The sequence below is a fragment of the Aquirufa sp. TARAVU-A1A genome (assembly GCF_054558675.1).
Map to the genome: position 1 here is coordinate 502,215 of NZ_JBPXKP010000001.1, position 21,580 is coordinate 523,794.

Consider the following 21,580-nt stretch of genomic DNA (forward strand, 5'->3'; position numbering starts at 1 on the left):
TTTGGTGACGCTGCCGGGGTTTCTAACCCCGGCAGCGTCTACCGATTTACGCATTTTTTCAATCAGTTTTTTGATAAAATCAGTCTAGCGCCTATTCTAGCGCGGATTGGCCTATCAAGAAACTGATTTTTTGTTCCAATCCCATAAAACGATATCCCATCCGATTCCGCCGTAAGATAGGGTGTCGATGACTTGAAATCCGCGTTTTTGATGTGCTTTAAGTGATCGCGCATTTGCCTGTGCGACATCGGTTACGCAAAAGTCGAAACGAGAGGCATAGTGCTCTTGAAATCCCCCATAGAGTTTTTGGACCAAATCCTGTCCCCGGTAATCCTTTGAAACACATAATTGTGCCACAATCGCATAAGTAGTAACAGGCTTACCGTCGTATAAGCATCTTTCAATGTTTTCAACTAAATCGGCCAACAATGGATGATGGCGTGCCGTATCGGGTAGTGCGACTAAACTATAGCCAACGACCTTTTCGCCAACTTTCGCTAGGATGCCAGGGCTGTTTTTATGTAGCAATTCCAAAAAGGCCAAGTCGTATTCCGCCATCAAAAATCCTTGTGTCGTCGCCTCTTCTTCGCTGATGTTTTTCCGCAGATTGGCTTGTTGGAGTGCCAATACCTCAATTAATTCTTCACTTGTTTTTGCTAATTGTATTTGGACCATGTAGTTTTAATCATTCATCGACAAATTAAAAAAATATGATTCAGATTTATGTTACCGGAGGAACATTTGATAAGGAATACAATGAACTAAATGGTTCCTTGTATTTCAAAGAGACGCATTTGCAGGAAATGTTGACGAAAGGGCGGAACCGACTGGATGTCAAAACGGATACGCTCTTTATGAAAGATAGCCTCGAATTTACGGATACCGACCGAATTCAGATTTGTGATGCCTGCCTTTCAACTGATGCTGATCGAATCTTGATTACGCATGGAACAGATACGATGACCCAAACGGCTGAATATTTGGCAGGAAAAATTTCCGATAAAACCATCGTGTTAACGGGTGCGATGATTCCCTATAAATTTGGTTCTTCTGATGGGATGTTTAACCTAGGGAGTGCCCTCGCTTTTGTGCAAGTGCTCTCCCCAGGAGTATATATTTCCATGAATGGCAAATATTTTAAGGCCGGCGAAGTTCGTAAAAACCTCGAACGCGGAGAATTTGAAGCTATTTAGCGGACAGTAATGACTACCCGACGATAGCGAGTTAGGGCTGGCATTCCATTGTCCGTTCCCTCGATGACCACATGAAATGTGTCCCCTTTTTTCGCTGAATCTGGGATGGAAACGATGGCTTGTTTTCCCCCAATATTAACCCCTGCTTTTCCGGATCCCGCTTCTGGATAGGCCCAAGCTTTCAATTGAATGCCATTCCGGTCTGGGTCACGTGTTTCTATCGTTAATAAGAGCTCTTGACCTGCCTTAGCCGTTAAATTCATGCCTTCTTTTACTGTGATTTGAGGCGCGTGATTTGCATCCGCATAGGATTTTACACACCAGTCGGCACGCGCTGCGAAATCCTCTTGTGCCGCAATTAGCCAACGTGTTTGCGAATAATTGATGTCCATTTTTCCTGTTTCCGGATTGAAATCAGCAGCTTGTTCATTGTCTTCAAATCGGAATGGATTGTCTTTCGCTTGCACAAATCGACCGCCCCATCCGCCAAATGAAGGGTTGTTTAAGTTGTTTAAGCCTACGTCAACGAGGTGTAAAAAGGCTGGGGAATCTCCTTCGGAAATGAAATCATATTGATTAAAATCACCCCATTGTGCATTTTTTATTTTAGTGATGTCCCCGTGTATGTGTTCATCATCGCCCGCCTGTTTTTGGCCATCCCCGTAGGAATAATACATTTTTAAAAGAGGTCCGTGGTCCAAAATAATCTTATTTGCCATGTAAGCGCCTTCGAAATAGGGCTGTGTCGCTTTTGGCATGATGCGTTTCCAAGGGTATGCGAAACTCGCAAATTGATGCGCATTGTAGAAAACCCGAATTTCTGGCCAGTGCCCTCCGATGTAGTTTTTATACGTGGCGTCCTGATCCATGACCGTATAAATGATGGCCTTTTTCGAAATTTTTGCTTTGATGGCGGGCCAATTTTTGTCAGCACCAAATTGTTCTTCGATCGATTTTAAAGCGCGGGCAATGGTGTTCGTTCCTCCCCAAGCTTGCAAATAGATCGGTTCTGGGTCTTTGTCCAATAATTTCGCTTTAATCCATTCGGAACCCTCAGTGATTTGTTCCATTTCGCCCTCGAAATCAATATTTCCTACTTTAACTATGCTGTTGAGGTAAGCGGGCGATGGGTAGTTTTTGTCGTGCAAGATTAAATTCGGGTGAACCTCAGCATAGGCTTTCAGGAGGTCTTGAATCCACTGAACGCCCGGCCAACGCAAATCCGTTTTAGCACCATACATTTTCCGAGTCATCTCCATTTCCGAGGTGAATTTGGTCCCCTTTCCGTCCCCTTTGTAATGCCACATGGAACTCGAATAGATGAGTCCCTCGACTTGGTATTCGTTGGAATACATCAACATCCGAATAAATGTATCTACGTCGTCAATTTCGCCGTCGGTTGTTACGATGGTTCGCGGGAGATTACCTTTCGTAAATCCAGTTAACGATAGGCACAGGAGCAGCGCTCCGAAAATCAGTTTTTTCATATTAGGTTATACGCTGCCGGTGGTCACCGACCCCGTCAGCGTATCGCGAAGTTAGTGGAATTCGAGTTAAATCAAGATTCAATTACTTGATAAAATGCTTTTTAGGCATCGAAAATTCCTAATTTCCCCGTAGCTTTGGCAATCCTCGAAGGTTTGCCAAAGCTAAGCGAGGGGAACAAAGCTAAACCTATGAAAAAAATTATCGCTTTGCTGATTTTCAGCATGTCAACGGCCTTCGCTCAAGAAGCTCCCAAACTCGAATTTTTCTGCGAATTGCAAGTAAAACTTAGTCCCGCACTAACCGTAGGTGAAACGGCCCATGGAACGCGTCGGATTATTCCTATCATCGGTGGGACAGTGGATGGTCCCGGAATTAAAGGAGAGATTTTTAATGGAGGTGCCGACTGGCAAGTAGTCCGGAAAGATGGCGTTGCAGAATTGGAAGCGCATTATCAATTTAAGGCAGATGATGGATCCATCATTTATGTGAAAAACATCGGTGTTCGTGTTGCAACTCCCGAAGTCGCAGCGCGTATTGCCAAAGGTGAAAAAGTGGATGCCAGTCAATATTATTTCCGCGCGATTCCCAAATTAGAAGCTCCTTTAACGAGCAAATATGCTTGGATCAATGATACCATTTTTGTTTGCACCGGCGAACGGATGCCCGATGCTGTGAAAATCCGAATTTATAAATTACTCTAATGAAGCAAATAGCAATTTTATGCCTGCTTGCCCTTTCGCTACACGGACAAAAGGCGGTAGACCTGGGCGTTCTCAAGGGAGGCGATTATCAAATACACATTCCCGCAAATTGGAACAAAAAGCTAATCATGTATGCGCATGGTTACCAGTTCATGGGCACCCCGCCAGCAAGTGCAAATGCTCAGTTGGCCCAACGACTAAAACCCTTTTTGGATCGAGGATTTGCGATTGCGGCATCGGATTATCCCATTCAAGGGTTCGCTCTGGCTGAAGGAGTTGATGCCACGGAAGAATTACGCCAAGCGTTTGTTAAAAAGATGGGCCAACCGGATTCCACGTTTATGGTGGGGCATTCCATGGGTGGTGGGATTACGATCGCGACATTGGAAAATTTTGGGCAGCATTACCAAGGTGGCCTACCCCTTTGTCCCTTGGCTTCCAGACCATATCTGCAATGCCGCAAGGAATATGACATGTATGCGACGTTTAATGGACTTTTTCCAGGGATCGTTCCTAGTTTGAAGGAAATTTTTGATCCAGCGAGTTCGATTGCATTTGTTTCGTTTGCCCAAGCAGGTTCGCGCATGGCGGCCATCAAACAAGCCATTTTAGCTAAAGATTCCGTATTAGCTGTCGCTTTTGCGAAACGCTTTGATTTGAAATTAGCTGATTTACCAGGTTCTTTATTTTTCAATCAAAATGTGTTGCGAGATTTGGCCTTAAAATTCAATGGTAACCCATTTGACAATACGCAAACGGTCTATTCGGGCTTTCCGGATAACTTAGAAGTGAACAAAAAGGCGGAACGTTTGGCCGCTACCCAGGATCCGCAGAAACTTTTCGCCCGCTACGATCGGACTGGAAAAATCGATAAGCCGATTGTGTTAATGCATACGATTTATGACCAATTGATCCCCGTTTCTTATGCGGTTACGAATCTCGAAAACATGATTCATGCACAGGGTCGTGGGAAATATTTTACGGTCAAATACACGAATGGACAGGCACATTGCCAATTTACTGATAAACAAACAGGTGAGGCTTTTGATGCCTTGCGTAACTGGGTTAAAACGGGCGTGAAGCCTTCTTTTGGATATGTCAACTAAGCAATACCTCACAATTTTCATTTGTTTTTTAATGAATATGTTGGATGGCATGGACGTGCTCATCATTTCCTATGCCGCTCCTGCTATTGCGAAAGCTTGGAGTATTAGTCCCGCTAATTTAGGGATCGTATTCTCTTCGGGTCTTGTGGGTATGACCGTAGGGGCGATCTTTTTAGCACCGTTTGCCGACCGGATTGGTCGGAAATCCACAATGCTAATTGCAGGCTTATTAATGGCTACTTGTATTTATGCGACATCTTATGCCACGGATGTGAATTTGTTGATGATTTTTCGCTTCATCAGTGGTTTGGGTATCGGGGCGATGATGGCAACGACGGCGGCTTTAACTGCTGAAAATTCGGCTGTTTCGACCCGAAATTTTTGGGTGAGTACGGTGGTTGCGGGTTATCCCGTCGGAGCAGTATTGTCAGGTTTGATAGCTGCTACGGTTATCAAAACATCTGGATGGGAGCATCTCTTTGAACTAGCAGGCTTTGCGACATTTTTGTCCTTACCCCTGGTTGGGCTATTTATCAAAGAATCATTTGCCGCTTCTCAAAGTGCTGAAGAAAAGCCGAGTGTACAAATTTTGGTCAAAGAGCCTTACCGAATTTCTACGTTTCAGTTGTGGACTGCCTTGTTTTTAGCTTTCGCAACCTTGTATTTTATGTTGAATTGGATTCACAAATTAGCCACGAATGCCGGGCTATCCATGTCGGCAGCCATTTACGCCGGAACTGTTTTTAATCTTGGTGCCATTGTGGGCATCCCGATGCAAGGTTATTGTTCATCGCGTTTTGGCTTGAAGAAAACGATTGGGACGATTTTACTTTTTACGGCGGTGACCATGCTGTCTTTTGGCTTCTTCGTGCATTCGCCTTATGTTTTAGTCATATTCTTTTTGATGGGATTTGGTGTACAAGGAGGATTCGTGGGTTTATATGCGGTGGCCGCGAGTATGTATCCTACCTATATTCGCACGACGGGCGTTGGCTGGGCGATTGGTGCGGGCCGATTGGGCGGAATTATCGGTCCGATTTTAGGGGGACTTTTGGTCGCTTGGGGCTTAGACATGACGCAAAGCTTTTGGGTATTTGCGATCCCAGCAGCTTTGGCAGGACTAATGACTTTTCGTATTTCTTCCAAAGATATTAGTTAATCTATGCAGCTTATAGAAGGGGAAATTGCCAACTACCGTTTAGACGAATCAGGAATTTTGTATTCCTATTCCAAATCAGTTTTGCGTACGGTTCCCTTGATGGAAAGGAATAGGGAATTGGTCAAAAGCATTGCTGGAGATAAGCCTGTTCCTTTATTGATCTTTTTGAAAAACTCTCCGATGCCCGACAAGGCCACTCGGGATTATTCCAAATCGATTCTTCCCGAGATCTATTCGGCGATGGCTATGGTGTCAAAGCCCGGTCTGTCTACCTTGATTATGAAGCTTCTTTTTGCCTTCCAAAAACCTCCCATTCCCATGAAATCTTTTACGAATGAAGAAACAGCGAAGGCCTGGTTATTGAGTTTATCGAGTAATAGATAATCGCTTTTTGAACAACTGAATTGTCGTATGCAAACACTACCTTTGGCAATCCTCCAAGGTTTGCCAAAGGTAAGGCGGGTTATTTCGTAAAAAGCCCTACGAAAGAGTTCGTAATTCCTACCACAAAACTGAAGATTAAGGGAGCAATGAATCCACTTACCTTAAATCCATCAACATAGGCTTCCACGATGTAAACCATTGCTACCGTAATCACCAAAGAAAACAATCCCAAGGTCATGAAAGTGATTGGGAAACTGATAATTTTTAAGATGGGTTTCACGAAGGAATTTAAAAATCCCATGGCGAGGGCGACCAACAAAGCTGTCGTAAATCCATCGACAGTAATTCCTTTTAAATAGCGCGGAATGACTAAAACCACGCAAGCAATGATGATGTAACGAATGATAAATCCAATCATATTATTTCTGATGTCTAGCTTGTAATGTCTTTACGATTTCTTCCAAACCGATTCCACGATCTTCTAATAAAACCAATAAGTGGAAGATCAAATCCGCCGCCTCGCCTTTGAATAAATCATCATTTTTCATCAGGGCCTCAATCACCAATTCCACAGCTTCTTCACCCACTTTTTGGGCTACTTTGTGTGTTCCTTTTTGGAATAATGAAGCGGTATATGAAGTATCCGCAGACGCATTTTTACGTGAACGAATCACGTGCTTTAATTGATCCAACCAAGCCGCATTGTCCGCATTAGATTCGTTGAAACAAGTGTCAGCTCCCGTATGGCAAGTAGGCCCAGCAGGTTTTGCTTGAATTAAAATCGTGTCTTGATCGCAATCGATCGCGACTTGCACGACATCCAAGTAATTTTCGGACGTCTCTCCTTTGGTCCAAAGGCGATTCTTTGAGCGGGAAAAAAAGGTCACCCGTTTTTCTGCAATCGTTTTGGCATAGGCCTCTTCATTCATGTACCCTAACATCAAGACTTTCAAGGTGCTTGCATCTTGAATAATGGCAGGTACTAATCCTTTGGAAAAATCGGGTTGTAAACTCATAGGGGTTAAATTAGTATATCCGCATCGGAATTCCTTTGCTTGATAAATATTTTTTCAATTCAATAATCTCAATTTCCTTGAAGTGGAAAATGCTCGCTGCCAAACCGGCATCCGCCTTTCCCTCCGTAAAAACCTCATAAAAATGATCCATACTGCCCGCACCACCTGAAGCAATAATGGGGATGGATGACTGCGATGAAACCCGACTCGTCAAGTCATTCGCGAAGCCCGCTTTGGTTCCATCAGCATCCATGGATGTTAATAATATTTCACCCGCTCCACGCGACTCGACTTCTTTCGCCCAAGCCATCGTTTGAATTTCTGTGATTTTTCTTCCTCCGTGCGTATGTACCCAATCATTGCCATCTACAAAGCGCGTATCAATCGCTACGATGATGCATTGCGACCCGAATTGCAAGGCTAATTCGTCCACTAATTCCGGCCGACGAACCGCTGAGGAATTAATCGAAACCTTATCAGCACCCGCATTCAATAAGGCTGAAACATCTTCGATGCTACTGATTCCACCACCGACGGTAAAAGGTATGTTGACATGACGTGCCACCTCACGAACCAAGTTGACTAAGGTCTTTCGGTTGTCAACGGTCGCCGTGATGTCTAAAAAAACCAATTCATCTGCTCCTTGTTCCGCATAGAGTGCACCCAATTCAACGGGATCACCCGCATCGCGCAAGTCCACAAAGTTGGTCCCCTTCACAGTCCGACCTTCTTTTATATCCAAACAGGGAATAATTCGTTTCGTTAGCATAGGGATTCTTTGGCAAATGTGGCTAAATCTTCAAGCGTAATGCGACCTTCGTAAAAGGCTTTTCCCACAATTACTCCGAATAAATTCATGGCACGTAATTGTTCCAAATCTTGCATATTGGCCACTCCGCCACTCGCAATGATGTTCATTCCGGGATTATTGGCCTGAATTTTTTCATATAAATCAAAACTCGGTCCTTGCAACAATCCATCTTTCGCCACATCCGTCGAGATAACGTATTGCGCACCTGCCGCTTGGTAGTCTGTCAGGAAATCAAAAATAGAGATGTTGGAATTTTCTTGCCAGCCCGATACGGCGATTTGCTCATTGTGTGCATCGGCACCTAAAATGATTTTATCTGTTCCGTATTTTTTGAACCAACCGTGTACGAGTTCAGGATTGCGAACGGCAATACTTCCTGCGGTGATTTGTGCTGCACCGGCAGAAAACGCTCGGTCGATCATGGCATCGGATTGAACTCCACCGCCAAAATCAATGTGCAAAGAAGTGTTCGAAGCAATGCGCTCCAAGACAGCAGCATTGACAATTTCTTTCGCCTTGGCTCCATCTAAATCCACCAAATGCAAACGTTGAATGCCCGCTCCTTCAAACGCTTTGGCAATTTCCAAAGGGTCTGAGCTGTAGACTTTCTTTTGTTTGTAATCCCCTTGCGTTAATCGAACGCATTGTCCTCCAATAATATCGATGGCTGGAATGAGTTGGAACATAGATTAAAGCGCTAAGAAGTTTTGAATGATTTTTTGACCGGCCATGCCCGATATTTCTGCGTGGAATTGTGCCGCATAGAAATTGTCTTTTTGCAACATAGCAGAAAAGGGTTGCGCATAGTCACAAGTGGCTGTCGTATACGGATTTACGGGCGCATAAAAGGAGTGGACGAAATAAACGTATTCTTCTTTTTTGAGTCCTTCCATCAGTACATTTTCACCATTGGCTTGAATGGAATTCCAGCCAACGTGCGGTATTTTCAGGTCTGAGCTAACAAAGCGTTTCACGGGTACATCAAATACGCCCATGCAGCTTGTGTTATTTTCTTCAGAATCTCGGCATAATAATTGCATCCCGATGCAGGTCGCTAAAACAGGTTGTTTTAAAGAGGGAATAAGTTGATCTAAGCCTTTTTCACATAAATAGGCCATAGCCGTACTCGCCTCACCAACCCCAGGAAAGATGACTTTATCTGCTGAACGAATTACATGCTCGTCATCTGTCCATTGGTATTTCATCCCGATTCTGTCCAAAGCGTACATGACCGATTGCACATTTCCGGCGTTGTATTTGATGATTGCGATTTCCATGGATGAATTTTAATGGGGCAAAATGCCCTGCAAAGGTAGGCAAAAGGGCTTGGATTATGAAAAGAAGCGTATATTTGTTGGCCTTATGCCCAAAAATCGTCGCATCATTCTTGAAACGCTTTACCTTCTCTGGATGGGAGCTTTACCCGTGCTTTCGAGTATGCTGTTGGGTTATTTTGCCTTGGCGAATCCCACATTTTTTACAGAATTTTCACCTACGGAATATGTGTTATTTTGGATGGGTGCTGTTTTTATCATGGGGCTGGCATTGTGTCCAACAACCTTTTTTGCCATGTTTACGGGCTTTGTTTGGGGATGGACAGGCTTGTGGCCATTGATTATCGCTTATGCCATCGCGTCTTTGTTGGGCTATTTCTTAGCTCGAAAAATGAAAGGAGATTCGCTGATTGAACTGATTCGAGTCAAGTTTAAAGCGGCTGATTTTCTGGATAACGTTCAAGCTCAATCCTTTGCTTGGGTGTTTTTAGCCCGCTTATCTCCCATATTTCCTTTCGCTATCACGAATGCATTAATGGCATTTTTGGGTGTTCCTTTGCGTCAATTCTTTGTAGGCGGAACTTTGGGGATGCTTCCGCGAACTCTGATTGCTTTGTGGACCGGTACACAGGCGGCCTCCTGGGCAAACTTACTCAATCATCCCGAAATGCTTCGTTGGCAGGATATCGCGAGCCTCGGAATGTTATTCATTTCCGTCATCGGGATGTTTGTGCTCGCAAAAAGAAAAGCCTAATGTTTTAAAAACAGGTATATAAAACCGAACATCGCGACGAGCTGACCTATCCAAAAGGTAAACATCCATCGTAGAATATTTTTTTCCGAATCGGCTATTTTCGTTAATAATTTCAACTCCAGTTCCATGAGTCGAACATCTAAGTATTCCTTCGTGACGAAGTTCTTAGTCCGGTCCTCAATGGTGTCTTGAATGACATCTACAAATTCCATGGCATCTTTTTCCACTAAGTGGAGTTTTTTATGCGCTAATTGATACAATTGAATTGATTTCGCTTCCATGTTTCAAACCTACAAAAACACGCTAAATGAGTCAATTCGATACAAGAATAGACCAATAATTATCAGTTTTTTATCAGGGAAACAATCATATACGTCACAGCTGCTTGCCCCACCCAAAAAATAAACATCCATTTTATCAGTTCGCTTTTTGCTTCTGAAACAGTTTGATGTACAAAATCCTTTGAAACAAACTCCTGCGTAGATTCCTTGACCTCAGCCTGTAGTCCATGGATAAATTTCATGCCATCTTGCTCGCCCAAATGCAATTTGGCACGGACTAACTGATATAATTTTCGGGTATGTGGTTTCATGCCCTAAATGTAGGGCCCTATTTCAAGCGAGTCAATTCGTTTTTCGACTAATTTATATCAATTCAGAATCAATGACTTGAACTTTTCCCCAGAGGTGCTTGTTTTCATCGATGAACTTTTTGTGCAAAGGATGATATAAGTATTCCGATTCTTTTGTCGCGTTATCGAACACTAAAACGACAGAAAAAGTATAACTTCCATCCGTTGCACCTTTGTCGAATTCCGTAATGATTGGTCGGCCTACGTGCGATTGTTGGATCATAGGTAGGGTACCTAATTGTTTCAAGGCCGCCAATAATTGGGCTTTTTCGGCTTCATTACCTGGGTTTTTGGCCCAAAATAAGACATGGTGAACAAAGGTCATAGCGGATTTTGCATTGGGTAAAAGGCTGCTAGCTGCAGTCGCCAAGCCGGCTTGTTGGAGGAAGTTTCTTCTAGAAGTCATCAAATAGGTATTTAAATATTATTCAAGTCTACGATGGAAATATTACAAAAGCAATTAATCATTACGGGTGCCACAGGCATGGTAGGCGAAGGTGTCTTACATGAAGCCATTCAGTCGCCTTTCGTGAGCCAAATTTTAGTCATTAACCGCAAGCCCTGTGGTGTGACTCATCCCAAGGTCAAAGAATATCTACTTTCTGATTTTTTTAAACCGGAAGAAATGCGGGATGCGATCAAGGGTTATGATGCATGCCTATTTTGTCTTGGGGTTTCTTCCGTGGGGATGAAGCCGGATGAATACAAGCAAAAGACCTATGATTTGACGCTAGGCTTTGCCAAAGTCTTGCATGATGAGAATCCAAATATGTCATTCAGTTACATTTCAGGAGCCGGGACAGATTCTACGGAGCTGGGTCGTTTAGCCTGGGCGCGTGTCAAAGGAAAAACGGAAAATGATTTGGCTAAATTAGGTTTTGGTGATTATTATTCCTTCCGTCCGGCCATGATTCAGCCGACGCCCGGCTTGAAAAATGCCTTGGCCTTTTACAAATACATCAATTGGCTTTTCCCGATTCTCAAATTATTTGTGCCTAATTCGGCTTGTACCCTACAAGAATTAGGGCATGCCATGTTGGAGGCAAGTATTTTTGGTTCCCCGGTCAAGACGGTCGAGGGAAAGGATATTTTGGCATTCGCCAAACAAATGCGTGCGCGTTTATAGCTTTTTGGCTATTTTTGTTAGATAATTAAATATACTCCCGTGAACAAGAAAGTCGTACTCATGATTTTAGACGGTTGGGGAATTGCCACCAACCCAAAAGTTTCAGCGATTGACGCTGCAAAAACTCCATTTATTGATTCGTTATATACGAAATATGCGCATTCAAAATTGGAGGCGTCGGGTGAGGCCGTAGGTCTTCCTGAAGGCCAAATGGGAAATTCCGAAGTGGGTCACATGAATTTAGGTGCTGGCCGTGTCGTATATCAAAATCTAGTACGTATTAATAAAGCGGTTCGCGAAAATACTTTAGGGCAAGAGCCTGAATTAGCGAAAGCTTTTGACTACGCGAAAAAAGAAAATAAATCGGTCCATTTCATGGGCTTAGTTTCAGATGGTGGTGTTCATGCCCACATCGAGCACTTGAAATCTTTATTGACATCTGCTTCTGAGGCAGGTTTGTCCAATGTGTTTGTTCATGCATTTACGGATGGCCGTGATACGGATCCTAAATCAGGGATGAAATTCATGACGGATTTGGTTAACCATACAAAGAAAACAGGTACTGCCGTTGCATCCGTAACAGGTCGTTATTTTGCGATGGACCGCGACAACCGTTGGGAACGTGTTGCCTTAGCATATCATGCCATGGTCGATGCCGAAGGAACACCTACACAAGATGTGTTGGCTTCTATCCAAGCAAGTTATGATGCCGGCGTAACAGACGAATTCATTAAGCCCATCATTGCGACGGATGCTGCGGGGAAACCTTTGGCAAAAATTGCGGCTGGAGATGTTGTCATCTGTTTCAACTTCCGTACTGACCGTGGACGGGAAATTACACAAGCGCTTACGCAACGTGATTTCCATGAGGAGAATATGCACAAATTGGATCTGTATTACTTGACGATGACGGAATACGATAAGGAATTCCAAAATGTGAAAGTGATTTTCAATGATTCCAATTTGCCCATGACGATGGGTGAGGTGTTAGAAGGAGCCGGTAAAAAGCAAATTCGTATCGCCGAAACCGAGAAATATCCACACGTGACTTTCTTTTTTTCAGGAGGTCGTGAGCAATTGTTTGAAGGCCAACAAAATATCTTGCGGAATTCACCGAAGGTTGCGACCTATGACTTGCAACCGGAGATGTCGGCTGCCGATTTACGTGACGCCTTGATTCCTGAATTAGAGAAGGAAGAGGTTGATTTTGTGTGTTTGAACTTCGCTAATCCCGACATGGTTGGTCACACAGGTGTTTTTGAAGCCGTTGTGAAGGCGGTTGAAACTGTAGATGCTTGTGCTGAGGCTGTTGTCAAAGCAGGTTTAGCACATGGTTACTCTTTCGTTATCATTGCAGATCACGGGAATGCTGACGTCATGATGAACGAAGATGGAACGCCTAATACGGCCCACTCGACGAATTTAGTTCCATGTATTTTAGTAGATAATGATTTTCATCCAACGCTTCAAAATGGAAAATTAGGCGATGTGTCGCCTACCATCTTAAAGTTGATGGGCGTGGCTCAGCCGAAAGAAATGACGGGAGTGCCCCTGTTTTAATTCGTTGTTCACAACGAGTTTTGACCATTGGATAAATAACCGGTATTAACTAAAGGGGAATTGGATAAACTCTAGTTACCTTTGTTCCATTAAATTTTACTATGGCTAAAGTCATTATTTTTGGTAATACACGAACCGCTGAACTTGCACTTTATTATTTGCAAAACGATTCCGATCATGAGGTTGTTGCGTTTACCGTTGAGCAAGATTACATTCAGGAGCCAACGTTTCACGGCTTACCTTTAGTCCCATTTGAGACAGTTGAATCGGTTTATCCTCCTTCGGAATATAAGTTCTTTGCTCCCTTAACGGAGAAAAACATGAATCGGGTTCGTGCGCGTGTTTATGAGCAAGGATTAGAGAAAGGGTATTCCTACATTTCCTATATTAGTTCACATGCGACGGTTTTAACAGATAAAATTGGGGACAATTGTTTCATTTTGGAGGATAATACGATTCAGCCTTATGTGACGATTGGAAATGATGTAGTCTTATGGTCTGGAAATCACATAGGCCATCATGGCACGATTGGTGATCACGTGTTCTTTACATCCCATGTGGTACTTTCGGGTGGTTGCCAAGTAGGCGATTATTGTTTCATCGGTGTGAATGCGACAATTAGAGACCAAAGTGTTTTAGGTGAAGGTACCTTGATTGCGATGGGGGCGAATTTGACCCGTCAGAAGACAGATCCTTGGAGTATTTGGAAAGGAAATCCTGCGGAGAAAGCCGCAATTTCAAGTAAGGATATCAAGATATAAAAAAAGCCCTTCGTTTGAAGGGCTTTTTTGTTAGTGCTCGATGGGTTGATTGTTTTCGTCCACAATCACAAAAATATCCTCTTTCGGTTTCTTCATCAGATATTTTTCCCTCGCATATTTTTCCAACAAAGATGGATTTCCGATGACCATGCGGCGCTCTTTTTCCAATTCTTTGGTTTTTTGTTGGTAATACGATTTCTCGTTTTCAAGCTGCCTTAATTCATTCCAAAGGCGAAACTGAACAGTGACATCATTGGAATCCAGCACGAACATCCACACGAAGAGGATGCTCGCTGAAATCCAATAAAATTTGTTCGGCCCAAGAAATTGCTGCTTGATGCGATTCACGAGTGCTTAGAAGTTTAAACCTGGGAAATAAGCATTCGCTCCCAATTCCTCCTCAATACGAAGCAATTGGTTGTATTTAGCCATACGGTCAGAACGTGACGCAGAACCTGTTTTAATTTGTCCTGTGTTCAATGCAACTGCTAAGTCAGCGATTGTTGCATCTTCTGTCTCTCCTGAACGGTGTGACATGATGTTTTTGTATGAATTGCGTTTCGCTAAGTTAACCGTATCAATTGTTTCAGTTAATGAACCAATTTGGTTTACTTTAACTAATACAGCATTTGCAACACCTTTTTCGATACCTTCTTGTAAACGCTTCACGTTTGTTACGAATAAATCGTCACCTACTAATTGGCATTTAGAACCGATTAATTTTGTTTGCTCAGCCCAACCTGCCCAATCATCTTCAGCCATACCATCTTCGATCGAAATGATTGGATATTTATCCGCCCAAGTCTTCCAGTAAGCAGCCATTTCCATGTTGTTCAATTGCTTGCCATCTGATTTTTTGAATGTGTAAAGACCTGTTTTCTCATCGTAGAATTCAGATGCAGCCGCATCCATCGCGATGAAAATTTCTTCACCTGGTTTGTAACCTGCTTTCTCGATGGATTGCAATACGATTTCGATTGCCTCTTCGTTCGACTTGATGTTTGGTGCAAAACCACCTTCATCACCTACGTTTGTTGAGTATCCTTTTGATTTCAACACACCTTTTAATGCGTGGAAAACTTCAGTACCCATACGCAATGCGTGTGAGAAAGATTCCGCTTTCGCTGGCATCACCATGAATTCTTGGAAATCGATTGAGTTGTCCGCGTGAGAACCACCATTCAAGATGTTCATCATGGGAACTGGCAATGTATTTGCATTAACACCACCGATGTAACGATATAATGGCAAACCTGCTTCTTGTGCTGCAGCTTTCGCTACCGCCATAGAAACACCTAAGATTGCGTTTGCACCTAATTTTCCTTTGTTAGAAGTACCATCTAATTCAATCATTAAACGGTCGATCATGTTTTGCTCAGAAACTTCTAAGCCCCATAATTCTTCAGCAATAGCTCTGTTTACGTTCTCAACAGCCTTCAAAACCCCTTTACCTACGTAAACTGATTTGTCTTCATCACGAAGCTCAACAGCCTCATGGATACCTGTAGAAGCTCCTGAAGGAACTGCTGCTCTACCGAAAGCTCCGTCTTCGGTCTTGATATCAACTTCGATTGTTGGGTTTCCGCGTGAATCTAAAATTTGTCTGGCGTGTACGTACTGTATTGCACTCATCTTTTTATTGTTATTGTGAATAAATGATTACGATGTAATTGCTTAAATTGCCTTGCAAAATAACGCAAAATTTGGATAATTTCCGTGAGTTTTGTGTTTAATCCTGATTTTATAAGTTGACATCCCCTCAAAATGAAAAAATATTCCCTTCTAGTCCTGTTTTTAACCTTGTGTTCAGGGCAATTATTTTCGCAAGTGCTTGACGTTGAATCGTTTTCAGCCAAAATTGCCGAACAACCTCAGGCTTTATTGTTGGATGTGCGTACATCCGGCGAGTTTGGTGGCGGGCATTTACCGAAAGCGACAAACATCGACTTCCGATCGGAAGGCTTTGCCAAAGAAATCGACAAATTAGATAAATCTAAACCGGTATTGATTTACTGCCTTTCGGGTGGTCGGTCAGCACAAGCCGCCGAGCTTATGCGGGCTAAAGGGTTTCATGTGTCAGAACTAAAAGGAGGATATTTGAAATGGACAACAAAATTGATGCCTTTAGAAGGAGTCCCTACCGTGAAACACGATGCGGCTTGGAGTCTTGCGGATTTTGAAAAAATGGCCAAAGAAAATGAATCAGTTGTCGTAGACTTTTATGCCAAATGGTGCGCTCCTTGTCTGAAGATGATGCCAATGGTAGATAAATTAGCGGGTGAATTTGCCGGTAAAGTAACTGTGATTAAAGTGGAGGCAGATGGGAATCAGGCGATTTTACAGGCCAACGGAATCGACGAAATCCCGAGCTTTTTGGTTTTTCGCAAAGGAAAATTACTCCAAAAAACATCGGGATTCCGAGAAGAGCCGAAGCTCAAAGAATTATTTGATCAAGCTATTGGGACCATTCAGTAGGTTGGCGCTCCCAACGGTGCTTTCTTAATTCCGTTAGTAAGGATGCGGGTAACGTTGCCCCATCCGAGCAAGCAATATTACTTTCCACGTGCTTGATTTTGCGCATGCCGGGAATAATCGTTCCTACGTCAGGATTCGCTAAAATAAAGCGTAATGCCATGTCGGGCAATGTCATGCCTGCTGGTACTAATGGCTTTAACGCATTAGCATGGTCCACACTCGATATTAGATTTTCGGGTACAAAATAGGTAGATCTCCAATCGTCCGCTGGGAAAGTTGTATCATAACTCATTAATCCCGTTAGGCTTCCTTCGTCAAAGGGGACACGCGCAATAATGCCTACATCCAATTTCTTACACAACGGAAATAATTGGTCTTCGGGATTTTGGTCGAAGATATTATAGATCACCTGAACCGAGGATAATAGGCCCGTTTCAAGTGTTTTGAGGCAATTGTTAGGTTCCCAACGGTTTACTGAAATCCCCCAATGGGCTACTTTGCCAGCAGCTGTTAATTGCTCAACAGCCTTTTGCCACTCCTCTGAATTTGCCCAAGCATCTTCCCACACGTGAAATTGTTGGAGATCAATTTGCTCAACGCCTAAATTCTTTAAGCTTTTCTCGGTGTATTCAATAATATGTGCTGCTGGGAAGCAGTCTTCTATCTTGAAGTGAGATTTGGATGGCCAAGTAAAATTTTTCGGTGGAATTTTAGTTGCCGCGTATAATTTTTTATCCGGATGACGCTTGATTAAGGCACCTAAAATCTGCTCACTTTTTCCTTCCGCATAACCCCAGGCTGTATCAAAAAAATTAGCGCCTAAAGAAACTGCTTTTTCTAAGGAGGCATTCACTTCTTCGATATCTGAACCGGTCCATCCCGCCAGTCCCCACATGCCGTAACCTAGTTCACTCACTTGCCAGTCGGTCCGACCAAATCGTCTTGTTTTCATTTTTGTTTTCAGTTTTTCAGTCACAATAATATCGTTTTTTGATTGCTTTACTATCTGCTTTGTGTTGTTTTATTTACCTACGCGGAATGTTAAATTGACCTTTATTGGCAATAAAATGTGTTTAAACGTAAATATCACATTTTCATAATTACCTTTTAATAAACGAATTAAGCCTTCAAAATAGCAATAACGCAAATAACTCAATTCTATTCAATTTTCGGAGCTAAGTAGTCTAATTTCGAATAAGCCAATCGCTGAATTTAATGCGTCTTTATGCTATTTGAAGAGAAGTTACATGTATTGCCTGCTTTTGTTCTGGATGGAACCGAGGTGATGCCACCGGACATTTTACTCGTCCGTGGGGAAGGCAATTATTCCCATGTAATTCTTAAAGATGGTCGCAAGTTTTTGTCATGTAGAACACTAAAATATTTTGCTGATGTTCTTGAGACTGGCGGCTTCATCCGACCGTCTAAGTCGGCCCTAATCAATCCCGCCGCCATTCAGCACATTGACTTTAAATCTCAAAAATCAATTCGATTGATCAACGACGAAATTATTCCCATCTCACGTCGAAAGGTGCGTTCCATGCGTTTGTTATTTCAAGGAGCTGAAGCTTAACTTATTGTAGCGGGATGTGTTTTTCCCAAAATGATGGATTGTAGCGTTCCCAGGCATGGCACCCAAAGGGAAGTTCGCCTGCTATGTTAAATGAAGTTTCTGGATTCTGTTCAATCGCAAAGGCCAAGGCGACCTTCCAAGGGGGTAAGCGTAATAAAAATCGGAATGGCCAGGCTCTTTTTTGTGCAAACGAAAACATCGCATCCTCATTCGCTAACCATTCTCGAAAGAACAGTTGGTAGATCTTAATATACCTTAAGACCGGTTTCACGCGGCGTAAGGAAAGTCCTCCATTCAATAATATAGGTAGGCAACTTGTTTGATTATTCAGGTGGTGTTTGCGCAACTTAGGTGCCCCAATGTAATCGTAGCCTTTTTGACACCAAGCAAGCAAATCATCTTTGAATACATAGGCATCTAATTGGTAAATTAAGATGTACTCAAAATTTGTAAATGCCTCGTAAAAGATGGGACTCGTCAGTAGTCTGTTATAGGTTTTGGTACTCTTAAAGTATTCGTCTTTAAATCGAATTGTCTGTGGAGTAATACCATATGAATTTAAAAAGTTACTATCAAGTGATTCTGGGGCGACAAAGATAATCGGATGTTTTCCCAATACGCTGATGCATTGTCGGAGTGAGACCTCCTCCCGGGGGTTCAACTGCGTTTGATAAATGGGAATGATGACCGCAACCTTTTCCATGTTTATTCAAATAGGTCTCCGAGTAAAGGTCTCCACCATTTGCCTCCTTCTTCCAACTGATAAGCGCCCTTCAGTGCATGCTTGAATACGGGTAGGAAACGAAAAAGTCGATTGGCCGGAAGGTTAGCACGCATGCGGTAAAATGCTTCACGGCGAATTAATGCAAGGGTGATTTCATCATTTACATTATTTTCTGCCTCAAAGTGTTTTAAGAGCGCATGTGCAATATCCGCTTTTTTACGAAGCGTACAAAGTTTCTCTTCTCGTGACCTCGTAAATCGCTGCAATAGGGAAACGCGCGCCGGTTTACTTTTGAAGCCTACTTGTTGGTTAGAATGTTCGCGGTATTGAATTAAGCAAGTGTTGATAAAGCCAATTTGGTTTGCCATGCTTAAATTGAGTGCAATCCAGCCATCGTGTATGAGTTCTTTGGTAATATTCGGTACGGCGCCGATTTTGGCTAAGGCACGTTTTTTAACGGCTAAAGCTGCACCGGTTACCACATAACCTTTTAAGAGTATGCGGAAGGAACCTCCTGCATTCCAAAGGCCCTGGACTTCCGGCGTAAATTCAATCTGTTCAAAAGAGGTCTTTCCGGTCGGAAAACCGGCTTGATCAATCATCGTCGCGTTTGAAAATACGGCTTCTTTTTCTGGATGAGCTGTGAGATACTCCACAATTCGTTCCACTTTTTCAGGCATCCACACATCATCTTGATCACATAGAAATATCAAATCGCCCTGGCATAAAGCCATGCATTTCTCAAAATTCTTGCTGCTTCCTAGGTTTTGGGGATTGCTGTGAACTTGAACCGAGAAGGTAACTTGTTTACTGAACCGTTCGAGAATGGCTAATGTTTCATCCGACGAACCATCATCGCACACGACCAATTCATGGATGGGCATGCTTTGTTGTTTGATGGATTCCAATTGTTTCGATAGGAACTCCGCACCATTAAATGTGCACAATGCGACGGATATTTTCTGCATAGACTCCTAAATTACATCGGAACGTAAACCAGTTTTTTGGTATCAAAAAAATCTTCTTTGAAATAGGTTGTCAGGTCAGTTACCTTCACCTTTTTTCCTAATTCAGCAATCTCTTCCGTTAATTCGCCCCCTTTTAACAATAGCAAACCATTCCGTTGTGTATGAAAATGATTCGGGCTGATTTTATTTTTTACCCAATAATAGAAAGGGGTGAGGCGTGTCACGGCTCTACTTACGATAAACTCAAAATCCTGATCGACATCCTCTGCCCGCATGTGGCTGGCTTGAACATTGCTTAATCCCAATGCATCTGCAACGCCTTCTACCACTTTGATTTTCTTACCAATGCTGTCAACAAGTAAAAATTGAGTCTCTGGAAATAAGATGGCCAATGGAATGCCCGGAAAACCACCTCCAGTCCCTACATCTAATACTTCTGTTCCAGGTCGAAAAGGGAGAAATTTAGCGATTGCTAAGGAATGCAATACATGATGCAGCATCAAATTCTCAATGTCCTTGCGTGAAACCACATTGATTTTTTCGTTCCACTCCTTATACAGCGGTAAAAGTTGGTCGAATTGTTTTTCTTGCTGTTCCGTTATTTCCGGAAAGTATTTTTTGATTAATGCTGCGTTCATTTCCATGTAATAACAAAGGTACGAATTTCCTCGGTAGCTCCTTATTTCCTTTTTCGACGTGCCTTCTTAGCTTCCGCTAATAATTTTTTGGCCTCGATGTGTTGGGCTGATTTCTTTTCAGCCTTATCCAAGACTTCTTTGCAATAATCTACGGTCTGATCATAGTCGTTTTCTTGAAACGAAATACGCGCTAAACCAAGCACTGAGGCCCAGTAATAACCCGATTCAAAGGAATCTGTTTGCTTGCTGAAATCCATGCATTGCTGGAAATATTGCTTGGCTTCCGGTCTGTTTTTGTAAACATACAATTGGTAATAGCCCAAAATATAACTCGCATACCGACCGGAAACAGCTTCATATCCCACTTGATGTTGAGCTATTCGATTCAAAATTTCTTTCGATTGCTCCATGGCTTCATCCATCCGGCCCACGATAAATGCCGCACGGGCATGGTATCGATGGAAGAAAGGATTATCGGGATAGTTCTCGTGTGTGTATTTTGCTAGGTCATAGGATTTATCGCTCATGTTTTCCATCGCATAAATCTGCAAGAGAAAATAACGCGCCTCCGTACGCGTATAAAATGCCTGGTAGCTAACTTTTTCGAGTTGGGCCACCCCTTGCATTTTGTTTGCTTTGGGGAATAACCAAAGTACAGGTCTTAAAAGCGGAAAATTCTGTTTGATGAAGTGGTAATAGTAATTGTACAAGCCATCGCCAAACATCAACTCCGGACTGAAATCCGCAAAATTACGGGAGTATTCGAGGTATTTTAAGGCGTTTTTCGCGGCCAATGTTGCTCGCGTCCAATTCTTGCGTTCTGCATGTAATCGGCCTTTAAATCCATAAGCCGCCGCCATAAAGAATGCCGCTTCTGGGTTTTCCGTTTCATCCCAAATTTTCTCCGCTTTGTCGATGCTACTATCCATGTACTCAATCAAGCGGTCGTCATATACCTCATTGCCTGTATTCGGGACAATTTTCCACCATTGCATGAGGCCCAAAAGGAAGTCGGGCAAGGGATGGTTCGGGTATTTAACTTTCAGGTAATTGAATTCGCGTTCCGCCTCGGGAAAGTGGAAATTGTACATTTGATTGATGGCCGTGGTGGCTTCAATCTGTACTTCAGAGGTGAGCAGGAGCATGCCTTTGGAGCGCTCTTTTTCAGCATCTTCGGTCAACTTCCACCATTGGCCTTCCGCTTGAAAGGCCAATGGTAGTGTTAACACAAATAAGAA

At 42.9% G+C, this 21,580-nt stretch carries 28 protein-coding genes; 11 read left to right on the forward strand and 17 right to left on the reverse strand.

The genetic code is table 11. The features are described from left to right. Nucleotides 1-114: 114 nt before the first annotated feature. A complete protein-coding gene (locus V7S75_RS02390; protein WP_459511090.1) occupies nucleotides 115-675 on the reverse strand; it encodes a GNAT family N-acetyltransferase in 561 nt (186 codons plus the stop codon). A gap of 35 nt (nucleotides 676-710) precedes the next feature. Between V7S75_RS02390 and V7S75_RS02395 the strand changes: the two genes are divergently transcribed. Further along, nucleotides 711-1,193 (forward strand): asparaginase domain-containing protein, encoded by a 483-nt coding sequence (locus tag V7S75_RS02395; protein ID WP_459511091.1) that lies wholly within the window; start codon nucleotides 711-713, stop codon nucleotides 1,191-1,193. Here the strand turns inward: V7S75_RS02395 and V7S75_RS02400 are convergent. Continuing rightward, entirely contained in the window at nucleotides 1,190-2,680 is a 1,491-nt protein-coding gene (locus V7S75_RS02400; RefSeq protein WP_459511092.1) for a DUF1593 domain-containing protein, read from the reverse strand. The genes V7S75_RS02395 and V7S75_RS02400 overlap by 4 nt on opposite strands. Before the next feature lie 189 nt (nucleotides 2,681-2,869). On the opposite strand from V7S75_RS02400, the gene V7S75_RS02405 reads away from it, so the two are divergent. From V7S75_RS02405 to V7S75_RS02420, 4 genes are read left to right on the forward strand one after another with little or no spacing between them, the layout of a single operon-like run. Continuing rightward, a complete protein-coding gene (locus V7S75_RS02405) occupies nucleotides 2,870-3,382 on the forward strand; it encodes a DUF3237 domain-containing protein (RefSeq protein ID WP_459511093.1) in 513 nt (170 codons plus the stop codon). Next, complete coding sequence (locus V7S75_RS02410; protein ID WP_459511094.1) at nucleotides 3,382-4,488, forward strand: alpha/beta hydrolase; 1,107 nt, start codon at nucleotides 3,382-3,384, stop codon at nucleotides 4,486-4,488. The genes V7S75_RS02405 and V7S75_RS02410 overlap by 1 nt, the downstream gene beginning before the upstream one ends. Then, complete coding sequence (locus V7S75_RS02415) at nucleotides 4,478-5,647, forward strand: MFS transporter (RefSeq protein ID WP_459511095.1); 1,170 nt, start codon at nucleotides 4,478-4,480, stop codon at nucleotides 5,645-5,647. Before V7S75_RS02410 ends, V7S75_RS02415 begins: the two co-directional genes overlap by 11 nt. Before the next feature lie 3 nt (nucleotides 5,648-5,650). Next, nucleotides 5,651-6,031: a SpoIIAA family protein gene (locus V7S75_RS02420; protein ID WP_459511096.1), complete on the forward strand. Its 381-nt coding sequence runs from the start codon at nucleotides 5,651-5,653 to the stop codon at nucleotides 6,029-6,031. A 79-nt stretch (nucleotides 6,032-6,110) separates the two neighbouring features. Here the strand turns inward: V7S75_RS02420 and V7S75_RS02425 are convergent, their stop codons facing one another. Genes V7S75_RS02425 through hisH form a run of 5 tightly spaced genes read right to left on the reverse strand, consistent with a single transcriptional unit; the run spans nucleotide 6,111 to nucleotide 9,135 of the window. Continuing rightward, nucleotides 6,111-6,449: a phage holin family protein gene (locus V7S75_RS02425; protein ID WP_459511097.1), complete on the reverse strand. Its 339-nt coding sequence runs from the start codon at nucleotides 6,447-6,449 to the stop codon at nucleotides 6,111-6,113. 1 nt (nucleotide 6,450) lies between these two features. Continuing rightward, nucleotides 6,451-7,047, reverse strand: coding sequence for a bifunctional phosphoribosyl-AMP cyclohydrolase/phosphoribosyl-ATP diphosphatase HisIE (gene hisIE / locus V7S75_RS02430; protein WP_459511098.1), 597 nt, complete (start codon nucleotides 7,045-7,047; stop codon nucleotides 6,451-6,453). A 10-nt stretch (nucleotides 7,048-7,057) separates the two neighbouring features. After that, a complete protein-coding gene (gene hisF / locus V7S75_RS02435) occupies nucleotides 7,058-7,816 on the reverse strand; it encodes an imidazole glycerol phosphate synthase subunit HisF (RefSeq protein ID WP_459511099.1) in 759 nt (252 codons plus the stop codon). Beyond that, nucleotides 7,810-8,544, reverse strand: coding sequence for a 1-(5-phosphoribosyl)-5-[(5-phosphoribosylamino)methylideneamino]imidazole-4-carboxamide isomerase (hisA, locus tag V7S75_RS02440; RefSeq protein ID WP_459511100.1), 735 nt, complete (start codon nucleotides 8,542-8,544; stop codon nucleotides 7,810-7,812). Before hisA ends, hisF begins: the two co-directional genes overlap by 7 nt. A gap of 3 nt (nucleotides 8,545-8,547) precedes the next feature. Then, nucleotides 8,548-9,135 (reverse strand): imidazole glycerol phosphate synthase subunit HisH, encoded by a 588-nt coding sequence (gene hisH / locus V7S75_RS02445; protein ID WP_459511101.1) that lies wholly within the window; start codon nucleotides 9,133-9,135, stop codon nucleotides 8,548-8,550. 85 nt (nucleotides 9,136-9,220) lie between these two features. Here hisH and V7S75_RS02450 point away from each other — a divergent pair, with 85 nt between their 5' ends. Then, nucleotides 9,221-9,886: a TVP38/TMEM64 family protein gene (locus V7S75_RS02450; protein ID WP_459511102.1), complete on the forward strand. Its 666-nt coding sequence runs from the start codon at nucleotides 9,221-9,223 to the stop codon at nucleotides 9,884-9,886. Here V7S75_RS02450 and V7S75_RS02455 read toward each other — a convergent pair. From V7S75_RS02455 to V7S75_RS02465, 3 genes are all read right to left on the reverse strand, one after another. After that, nucleotides 9,883-10,167 carry a hypothetical protein gene (locus tag V7S75_RS02455; protein ID WP_459511103.1) on the reverse strand — a complete coding sequence of 95 codons (285 nt, stop codon included), beginning with the start codon at nucleotides 10,165-10,167 and terminating at the stop codon, nucleotides 9,883-9,885. The genes V7S75_RS02450 and V7S75_RS02455 overlap by 4 nt on opposite strands. A gap of 62 nt (nucleotides 10,168-10,229) precedes the next feature. Beyond that, nucleotides 10,230-10,478, reverse strand: coding sequence for a hypothetical protein (locus V7S75_RS02460; protein WP_459511104.1), 249 nt, complete (start codon nucleotides 10,476-10,478; stop codon nucleotides 10,230-10,232). Nucleotides 10,479-10,530: 52 nt separating this feature from the next. Beyond that, nucleotides 10,531-10,923, reverse strand: coding sequence for a Dabb family protein (locus tag V7S75_RS02465; RefSeq protein ID WP_459511105.1), 393 nt, complete (start codon nucleotides 10,921-10,923; stop codon nucleotides 10,531-10,533). Nucleotides 10,924-10,956: 33 nt separating this feature from the next. Between V7S75_RS02465 and V7S75_RS02470 the strand changes: the two genes are divergently transcribed. From V7S75_RS02470 to V7S75_RS02480, 3 genes are all read left to right on the forward strand, one after another. Then, nucleotides 10,957-11,643, forward strand: a complete 687-nt coding sequence (locus V7S75_RS02470) for a Rossmann-fold NAD(P)-binding domain-containing protein (protein WP_459511106.1) — start codon at nucleotides 10,957-10,959, stop codon at nucleotides 11,641-11,643. A 39-nt stretch (nucleotides 11,644-11,682) separates the two neighbouring features. Further along, nucleotides 11,683-13,203, forward strand: a complete 1,521-nt coding sequence (gene gpmI / locus V7S75_RS02475; RefSeq protein ID WP_459511107.1) for a 2,3-bisphosphoglycerate-independent phosphoglycerate mutase — start codon at nucleotides 11,683-11,685, stop codon at nucleotides 13,201-13,203. 101 nt (nucleotides 13,204-13,304) lie between these two features. Beyond that, entirely contained in the window at nucleotides 13,305-13,964 is a 660-nt protein-coding gene (locus V7S75_RS02480) for an acetyltransferase (protein WP_459511108.1), read from the forward strand. Between the two features lie 30 nt (nucleotides 13,965-13,994). Here V7S75_RS02480 and V7S75_RS02485 read toward each other — a convergent pair whose 3' ends face one another. Continuing rightward, a complete protein-coding gene (locus V7S75_RS02485) occupies nucleotides 13,995-14,312 on the reverse strand; it encodes an FtsB family cell division protein (protein ID WP_459511109.1) in 318 nt (105 codons plus the stop codon). Between the two features lie 6 nt (nucleotides 14,313-14,318). After that, on the reverse strand, nucleotides 14,319-15,596 hold the full coding sequence (eno, locus tag V7S75_RS02490; RefSeq protein ID WP_377977410.1) for a phosphopyruvate hydratase: 1,278 nt from the start codon (nucleotides 15,594-15,596) through the stop codon (nucleotides 14,319-14,321). A gap of 132 nt (nucleotides 15,597-15,728) precedes the next feature. Between eno and V7S75_RS02495 the strand changes: the two genes are divergently transcribed. Continuing rightward, a complete protein-coding gene (locus V7S75_RS02495) occupies nucleotides 15,729-16,439 on the forward strand; it encodes a thioredoxin domain-containing protein (protein ID WP_459511110.1) in 711 nt (236 codons plus the stop codon). On the opposite strand, the gene V7S75_RS02500 is transcribed toward V7S75_RS02495, so the two are convergent. Continuing rightward, nucleotides 16,420-17,391 carry an aldo/keto reductase gene (locus tag V7S75_RS02500; RefSeq protein ID WP_459511111.1) on the reverse strand — a complete coding sequence of 324 codons (972 nt, stop codon included), beginning with the start codon at nucleotides 17,389-17,391 and terminating at the stop codon, nucleotides 16,420-16,422. The two genes, V7S75_RS02495 and V7S75_RS02500, sit on opposite strands and share 20 nt — an antisense overlap. Nucleotides 17,392-17,664: 273 nt before the next feature. Between V7S75_RS02500 and V7S75_RS02505 the strand changes: the two genes are divergently transcribed. Beyond that, on the forward strand, nucleotides 17,665-18,012 hold the full coding sequence (locus V7S75_RS02505; RefSeq protein WP_459511112.1) for a LytR/AlgR family response regulator transcription factor: 348 nt from the start codon (nucleotides 17,665-17,667) through the stop codon (nucleotides 18,010-18,012). A gap of 1 nt (nucleotide 18,013) precedes the next feature. On the opposite strand, the gene V7S75_RS02510 is transcribed toward V7S75_RS02505, so the two are convergent. Genes V7S75_RS02510 through V7S75_RS02525 form a run of 4 tightly spaced genes read right to left on the reverse strand, consistent with a single transcriptional unit; the run spans nucleotide 18,014 to nucleotide 21,571 of the window. Then, entirely contained in the window at nucleotides 18,014-18,715 is a 702-nt protein-coding gene (locus tag V7S75_RS02510; RefSeq protein ID WP_459511113.1) for a DUF5672 family protein, read from the reverse strand. Nucleotides 18,716-18,717: 2 nt separating this feature from the next. Next, nucleotides 18,718-19,704, reverse strand: coding sequence for a glycosyltransferase family 2 protein (locus tag V7S75_RS02515; protein WP_459511114.1), 987 nt, complete (start codon nucleotides 19,702-19,704; stop codon nucleotides 18,718-18,720). Between the two features lie 11 nt (nucleotides 19,705-19,715). Then, nucleotides 19,716-20,342: a 16S rRNA (guanine(527)-N(7))-methyltransferase RsmG gene (rsmG, locus tag V7S75_RS02520; RefSeq protein WP_459511115.1), complete on the reverse strand. Its 627-nt coding sequence runs from the start codon at nucleotides 20,340-20,342 to the stop codon at nucleotides 19,716-19,718. A gap of 41 nt (nucleotides 20,343-20,383) precedes the next feature. Further along, the gene (locus V7S75_RS02525; RefSeq protein ID WP_459511116.1) at nucleotides 20,384-21,571 is read right to left on the reverse strand and encodes a tetratricopeptide repeat protein; all 1,188 of its coding nucleotides are present in this window, start codon (nucleotides 21,569-21,571) and stop codon (nucleotides 20,384-20,386) included. Nucleotides 21,572-21,580: the final 9 nt, after the last annotated feature.

Bases quoted from the DNA above. Each gene is read 5' to 3' on its own strand.
- V7S75_RS02390 (WP_459511090.1), bottom strand. From the start codon at position 675: ATGGTCCAAATACAATTAGCAAAAACAAGTGAAGAATTAATTGAGGTA.
- V7S75_RS02395 (WP_459511091.1), top strand. From the start codon at position 711: ATGATTCAGATTTATGTTACCGGAGGAACATTTGATAAGGAATACAAT.
- V7S75_RS02400 (WP_459511092.1), bottom strand. From the start codon at position 2,680: ATGAAAAAACTGATTTTCGGAGCGCTGCTCCTGTGCCTATCGTTAACT.
- V7S75_RS02405 (WP_459511093.1), top strand. From the start codon at position 2,870: ATGAAAAAAATTATCGCTTTGCTGATTTTCAGCATGTCAACGGCCTTC.
- V7S75_RS02410 (WP_459511094.1), top strand. From the start codon at position 3,382: ATGAAGCAAATAGCAATTTTATGCCTGCTTGCCCTTTCGCTACACGGA.
- V7S75_RS02415 (WP_459511095.1), top strand. From the start codon at position 4,478: ATGTCAACTAAGCAATACCTCACAATTTTCATTTGTTTTTTAATGAAT.
- V7S75_RS02420 (WP_459511096.1), top strand. From the start codon at position 5,651: ATGCAGCTTATAGAAGGGGAAATTGCCAACTACCGTTTAGACGAATCA.
- V7S75_RS02425 (WP_459511097.1), bottom strand. From the start codon at position 6,449: ATGATTGGATTTATCATTCGTTACATCATCATTGCTTGCGTGGTTTTA.
- hisIE (WP_459511098.1), bottom strand. From the start codon at position 7,047: ATGAGTTTACAACCCGATTTTTCCAAAGGATTAGTACCTGCCATTATT.
- hisF (WP_459511099.1), bottom strand. From the start codon at position 7,816: ATGCTAACGAAACGAATTATTCCCTGTTTGGATATAAAAGAAGGTCGG.
- hisA (WP_459511100.1), bottom strand. From the start codon at position 8,544: ATGTTCCAACTCATTCCAGCCATCGATATTATTGGAGGACAATGCGTT.
- hisH (WP_459511101.1), bottom strand. From the start codon at position 9,135: ATGGAAATCGCAATCATCAAATACAACGCCGGAAATGTGCAATCGGTC.
- V7S75_RS02450 (WP_459511102.1), top strand. From the start codon at position 9,221: ATGCCCAAAAATCGTCGCATCATTCTTGAAACGCTTTACCTTCTCTGG.
- V7S75_RS02455 (WP_459511103.1), bottom strand. From the start codon at position 10,167: ATGGAAGCGAAATCAATTCAATTGTATCAATTAGCGCATAAAAAACTC.
- V7S75_RS02460 (WP_459511104.1), bottom strand. From the start codon at position 10,478: ATGAAACCACATACCCGAAAATTATATCAGTTAGTCCGTGCCAAATTG.
- V7S75_RS02465 (WP_459511105.1), bottom strand. From the start codon at position 10,923: ATGACTTCTAGAAGAAACTTCCTCCAACAAGCCGGCTTGGCGACTGCA.
- V7S75_RS02470 (WP_459511106.1), top strand. From the start codon at position 10,957: ATGGAAATATTACAAAAGCAATTAATCATTACGGGTGCCACAGGCATG.
- V7S75_RS02480 (WP_459511108.1), top strand. From the start codon at position 13,305: ATGGCTAAAGTCATTATTTTTGGTAATACACGAACCGCTGAACTTGCA.
- eno (WP_377977410.1), bottom strand. From the start codon at position 15,596: ATGAGTGCAATACAGTACGTACACGCCAGACAAATTTTAGATTCACGC.
- V7S75_RS02495 (WP_459511110.1), top strand. From the start codon at position 15,729: ATGAAAAAATATTCCCTTCTAGTCCTGTTTTTAACCTTGTGTTCAGGG.
- V7S75_RS02500 (WP_459511111.1), bottom strand. From the start codon at position 17,391: ATGAAAACAAGACGATTTGGTCGGACCGACTGGCAAGTGAGTGAACTA.
- V7S75_RS02505 (WP_459511112.1), top strand. From the start codon at position 17,665: ATGCTATTTGAAGAGAAGTTACATGTATTGCCTGCTTTTGTTCTGGAT.
- V7S75_RS02510 (WP_459511113.1), bottom strand. From the start codon at position 18,715: ATGGAAAAGGTTGCGGTCATCATTCCCATTTATCAAACGCAGTTGAAC.
- V7S75_RS02515 (WP_459511114.1), bottom strand. From the start codon at position 19,704: ATGCAGAAAATATCCGTCGCATTGTGCACATTTAATGGTGCGGAGTTC.
- rsmG (WP_459511115.1), bottom strand. From the start codon at position 20,342: ATGAACGCAGCATTAATCAAAAAATACTTTCCGGAAATAACGGAACAG.